Here is a 5649-nt window from a genome sequence, read left to right on the forward strand (position 1 = left end):
ATCAGGACTCAAGCCATTCTTTTCCATAGGCTACTACCACATCATCAAGGTTGAATCCAAAATTTTTCAAGCGCTCTACTCCCCCATCCGCTTTAAGAACCCTCGCTGTTGGTAGGTCTAAAGGAATTTGCATCGAAAGCTTTATTGCGAGATCCTTATTACCAAATTTCATTGCATCTGCAACCTGTCTTCCAATTTCCTTACGTCGAGCTTCTGACATTGTCGATTGAAACATAAAGCCCCTCCTCCTTTCCGAGGATATTGTATCATTGCCTAAACCCAGGTCTGCCGTCCTTGTCGTCCGGGTTTGCACGGCACATCGGATAGCTGCCGCAGCTTCGGAACGCCCAGCTCCTCCCGTTCCTCAGGATTCTCCTTCACCGCCGAGAACGTTTTTTTCGCATCCCTGTTTTAACAAGGCAGCCGGCGTCGCTCACCCGATCGCCGGCTGTCTTGTTTTTACGGTTTTCCGCCCGCCTTTCGGCAGGGTCGTTTCTCCTTAGGATATCACCGTATCCTGCCCTTCCACGCCATCGGAAGCCCGCCAGTCCAGGCTCTTGCCCTGGGCGATCTCCAGGTTGACCCCCGTTCGGTTGGGCACGTCATCGTCAAACTTGTAGTCCTTGCCGGGAAGGACGGCGTTTAGCAGGATGCCGACCAGGGACCCGGTGGCGATGCCGGAAAACTTGATGCCGATGCCCCCCAGCGTGAAGTTGAGGGCTCCGGCCGAGCTGTAGTTGATGCCGATCGACAGCACCAGGATCAGGGCGGCGACGATGACGTTGCGGCTCTGCGAGAAATCGACGTTCGTCTCCACGATGTTTCGGACGCCGACGGAGGCGATCATGCCATAGAGGATGAGGGAGATTCCGCCGATCGTCGCCGTGGGCATACTCTCAATGGCCGCGGCGAACTTGGGACAGAAGGAGAGCAGGACGGCAAAGACCGCCGTCAGGCGTATGATCTTTGGGTCGTAGACCTTCGTCAGCGTAAGCACCCCGGTGTTCTCGCCATAGGTCGTGTTCGCCGGCGCACCGAAGAGGGAGGCCGCCGTCGTCGCCAGGCCGTCGCCCGTCAACGTCCTGTGAAGGCCGGGGTCCCTGATGAAGTTGATGCCCACCGTGGAGGATATCGCGGAGATGTCGCCGATATGCTCCATCATGGCTGCGAAGGCGATGGGCACGATGGTGATGACCGAGGAGATCAACAGGTCGAAGTTGACCCTTCCGTTGGTGAAGATCGCGAACACCGTTTGACCATATTCGACGGGGAAGCCGAACCAGGGCTTCGCCGCAATGGTGCTGAAGTCCACGGCGCCAATCGCTACCGCTGCCAGGTAGGACCCCGCCACGCCGAGCAGGATCGGGATGATCTTCACCATGCCATGCCCCCAGATGTTGCAGGCGATGACGACCACGATGGCGACCAGGGCGATGAACCAGTCCTTCGAGCAGTTCTCTATCGCGGACTGCGACAGGGTCAGCCCGATGGCGATAATGATCGGCCCCGTGACGATGGGCGGAAAATATCGCATGACACGGCTGGCTCCGAAAGCGCGAAATGCCGCCGCCAGCAGGAGGTAGACCAGCCCCGCACAGGCAACCCCAAAGCACGCATAGGGCAAAAGCGCAGGGTCGCCCTTCGGTGCGATCGCCGCGTAGCCTGCCAGGAAGGCAAAGGAGGAGCCCAGGAAGGCGGGCACCTTCCACTTTGCGATCATGTGGAACAGCAGCGTGCCCACCCCCGCAAAGAGGAGCGTCGAGCTGACGCTGAGCCCCGTCAGAAGGGGCACCAGGACGGTGGCCCCGAACATGGCGAACAGGTGCTGCACGCCCAGGATCAACATCCTGCCCACGCCAAGGGACCTGGCGTCGTAGATGGCCTCATTGCCGATACTTTTCATTTCCCCGCTCATCGTTATTCAATCTCCTTTCAACGTCAGGAACGGCCGCGAAAAACGGAACCGGCGCCAGAACGGGCCTTCCCGTCTGGCAGGAGCCGGAAGCTGGGCACACGGAGAGGATGCCCTCCCTGTCGCCGCGCGGTCATGCCTCCAAATCCCTGTATAAAAAAAGGACACACCGGAAAAAAATTTTTCCTGTGTGCCCTTTATATTTTCTGTATGACGTCGAGCTTGCCTCTTTTGGTAACGGCCACTTTGCTGCCCCCAGATGGATCAATTTCTAAAACCCACGGTATTCTAACGGGCATTTCCGGTTTCGTCAAGGTGTCTGTCGATGACCGGAGAAAAACAACGAAGTATACGATCACCGTGAACTTGGAGTCAGCGTCCACAGGTTCATCCTAAAATCACCTCAACGACGTCATCAACGTGCCCTGGAGTGTTCATGAATTCACGGGGCGTTGTCATAACAACGGACAAACCGACCGAAGCGGGCTATAGTATTTTCGAAACGGCGTTCGGATCGCGGTTGACAGGAGGCCACGAGCCCGGCGCGCAATGAGCGGACATCGGGCTCATGGGGCCTAAAAATGGATCGTGAATCAAACATGGGGGGGTATATGAAGATGGATTGCAGCATGTTTTGTTTTCAGTGTCAGGAGACGGCGGGCGGAAAGGGCTGCACCAAAAGCGGCGTCTGCGGCAAGAAGCCGGACGTGGCGGCGATGCAGGACCTTCTGATCTATGTGACGAAGGGGCTTTCCTGCGTTACGGAACGCCTGCGGAGCGAGGGGCAGGAAGTGGACAAGAAGGTGAACCATTCGGTCACCGTGAACCTCTTCACGACGATCACGAACGCGAACTTCGACCGGGACGCGATCGTCTCCCGAATCGAGGAGACGCTGAGGTTGAAGGAGGAGCTTTTGGCGCGCGTCAAGGATGCGTCGGGGCTGCCTGAAGCGGCCTCCTGGAAGGGGACGAGGGACGAATTCGAGGCGAAAGCGGCAAAGGTGGGCGTCCTGGCGACGTCGGACGAGGACATCCGCAGCCTTCGCGAGCTGGTCACCTATGGGCTGAAGGGCCTTGCTGCCTATTCGAAGCACGCGAACGCCCTGCTGCAGGACGACGAGGCCGTGGACGCCTTCATCCAACGCGCGCTGGCGAGCACGCTGAACGACGCTCTGACGGTGGACGACCTGGTCGCCCTGACCCTGGAGACGGGCAAGTACGGCGTGGAGGGCATGGCGCTCCTGGATCGGGCGAACACGGGAGCCTACGGGAATCCTGAGATCACGAAGGTCGAGATCGGCGTCAGGAAGAACCCGGGCATCCTGATCTCCGGACACGACCTGAGGGACCTTGAGATGCTCCTGGAGCAGACGGCGGGGACGGGCGTGGACGTCTACACGCACAGCGAGATGCTGCCTGCGCACTACTACCCGGCCTTCAAGAAGTACCCCCACTTCGCCGGCAACTACGGAAACGCATGGTGGAAGCAAAAGGAGGAATTTGCGAGCTTCCACGGCCCCATCCTGATGACGACGAACTGCGTCGTCCCTCCGGCGGAGAGCTACAAGGACCGACTGTGGACGACGGGGGCGGCGGGCTTCCCCGGATGCAGGCACATCGACGGCGCCTACGGCGAGGTGAAGGACTTCTCCGCGATCATCGCGCAGGCTAAAACGTGCCCTGCGCCGGAGGAGATCGAGCGGGGCAGCATCGTGGGCGGCTTCGCGCACGAGCAGGTGTTCGCGCTGGCCGATAAGGTGGTGGACGCGGTGAAGTCCGGCGCCATCAGGAAGTTCGTGGTCATGGCCGGCTGCGACGGACGGATGAAGTCGCGGGAGTACTACACGGAGTTCGCCGACAAGCTGCCGAAGGACGTGGTGATTTTGACGGCGGGCTGCGCGAAATACAGGTATAATAAACTGGACCTGGGGGACATCGGAGGCATACCGCGCGTGCTGGACGCCGGGCAGTGCAACGACTCCTACTCCCTGGCCCTCATCGCCCTGAAGCTGAAGGAGGTCTTCGGCCTGAAGGACGTCAACGAGCTGCCGCTGGCCTTCAACATCGCCTGGTACGAGCAGAAAGCCGTTATCGTCCTGCTGGCGCTCCTCTACTTGGGGGTCAAGAACATTCACCTTGGGCCGACGCTCCCCGCCTTCCTGTCCCCCAACGTGGCGGGCGTGCTGGTGAAGAACTTCGGCATCGCAGGGATCGGCACCGTGGACGAGGACCTGAAACTGCTGATCGCCTGACGACCGAAAGAAGGCCGCAGGGGCACGGGGCAGATTGCTGCCCACTGCCCTGCGGCCTTCCGGATTGCGGTACGGGGACAACAGTTAAAGGAGGCGCGTAGAAGCGATGTGGAAACATGCAGCCATTGAGAAGGTAACGGGCAGGGAGATTTTGGATTCCCGCGGCAACCCCACCGTGGAGGCGGAGGTCGTCCTGTCGGACGGGACCGTCGGGAGGGGAATCGCCCCCAGCGGAGCCTCGACGGGCGAGTTCGAGGCGGTCGAGCTTCGGGACGGCGACGAAAAGCGCTTCGGCGGCAAGGGCGTGGCCAGGGCGGTGGCGAACGTCAACACGGTCATCAACGACGTCCTGAGGGGCTTGAACCCTCAGAGCGTCCACACCGTCGATTTCGCCATGCTGAAGGCGGATGGGACGCCCAACAAGTCCAGGCTGGGCGCCAACGCGATCCTCGCCGCGTCCATCGCCAGTGCCAGGGCCGCGGCGGAGTCCATGGGGGTGCCGCTGTTCCGCTTTCTGGGGGGCGTGAACGCGAGCCTCCTCCCCGTGCCGATGATGAACATCCTGAACGGGGGTGCCCATGCCGCCAACTCCCTCGACATCCAGGAGTTCATGGTCATGCCCGTCGGCGCACCGTCCTTCCGCGAGGCGTACCGCTGGTGCTCCGAGGTGTTTCACTCCCTTCGAGGCATCCTGAAGGGGCGGGGCCGCGCGACGGGCGTTGGGGACGAGGGTGGTTTTGCGCCCGACCTGAAGGACGACGAGGATGCGATTCAGTCCATCCTTGAGGCCATCCAGAAGGCTGGCTATGAGCCGGGGCGCGATTTCGTCCTGGCCATGGACGCCGCATCCAGCGAGTGGAAGAGCGAAAAGGGCGTCGGCTTCTACCATCAGCCGAAGTCCGGCCTGGACCTCACCTCCGATGAGCTGATCGCCCATTGGGAGGCTCTGGTCGATCGGTATCCGATCTGGTCCATCGAGGATGGGCTGGACGAGGAGGACTGGGACGGCTGGAAAAAGATGACCCGACAGCTCGGCGGGAAGGTGCAGCTCGTCGGCGACGACCTCTTCGTCACGAACACGGAACGCCTGTCCAGGGGGATCGAGATGGGCTGCGGAAACTCCATCCTGATCAAGCTGAACCAGATCGGGTCCGTGTCCGAAACGCTGGATGCCGTCCGCATGGCCCACAGGGCGGGGTACACCGCCGTCGTCTCCCACCGATCGGGCGAGACGGCGGACACGACGATCGCGGACCTCGCCGTCGCCCTGAACACGGGCCAGATCAAATCGGGGGCGCCGTCAAGGGGAGAGCGCACCGCCAAGTACAACCAGCTCCTGCGCATCGAGGAGGCGCTGGGGAACGCGGCCGCCTATCCGGGCGTCCACGCGTTCAATCGCTGAAGGGCACCGGGCCGGCTGAGCGACGAGGCCGTCGGGCAAAGACGACGAGGCAATTGGGAATTGAAATGATCTGATATGGATTG

4 protein-coding genes are annotated in these 5649 nt (G+C 61.1%); 2 read left to right on the forward strand and 2 right to left on the reverse strand.

The window, feature by feature from the left end:
• Position 1 precedes the first annotated feature (1 nt).
• Positions 2-235, reverse strand: coding sequence for a hypothetical protein (locus SY1_RS03900; protein WP_208872769.1), 234 nt, complete (start codon positions 233-235; stop codon positions 2-4).
• A gap of 264 nt (positions 236-499) precedes the next feature.
• Positions 500-1915: a uracil-xanthine permease family protein gene (locus SY1_RS03905; RefSeq protein ID WP_015556249.1), complete on the reverse strand. Its 1416-nt coding sequence runs from the start codon at positions 1913-1915 to the stop codon at positions 500-502.
• Between the two features lie 614 nt (positions 1916-2529).
• Here SY1_RS03905 and hcp point away from each other — a divergent pair.
• Both hcp and eno read left to right on the forward strand, forming a co-directional pair.
• Complete coding sequence (hcp, locus tag SY1_RS03910; protein WP_208872771.1) at positions 2530-4164, forward strand: hydroxylamine reductase; 1635 nt, start codon at positions 2530-2532, stop codon at positions 4162-4164.
• A gap of 106 nt (positions 4165-4270) precedes the next feature.
• Entirely contained in the window at positions 4271-5566 is a 1296-nt protein-coding gene (gene eno / locus SY1_RS03915; RefSeq protein ID WP_015556251.1) for a phosphopyruvate hydratase, read from the forward strand.
• Positions 5567-5649: the final 83 nt, after the last annotated feature.

Source organism: Fretibacterium fastidiosum (assembly GCF_000210715.1).
In the GTDB taxonomy this organism is placed as follows: Bacteria; Synergistota; Synergistia; order Synergistales; family Aminobacteriaceae; genus Fretibacterium; species Fretibacterium fastidiosum.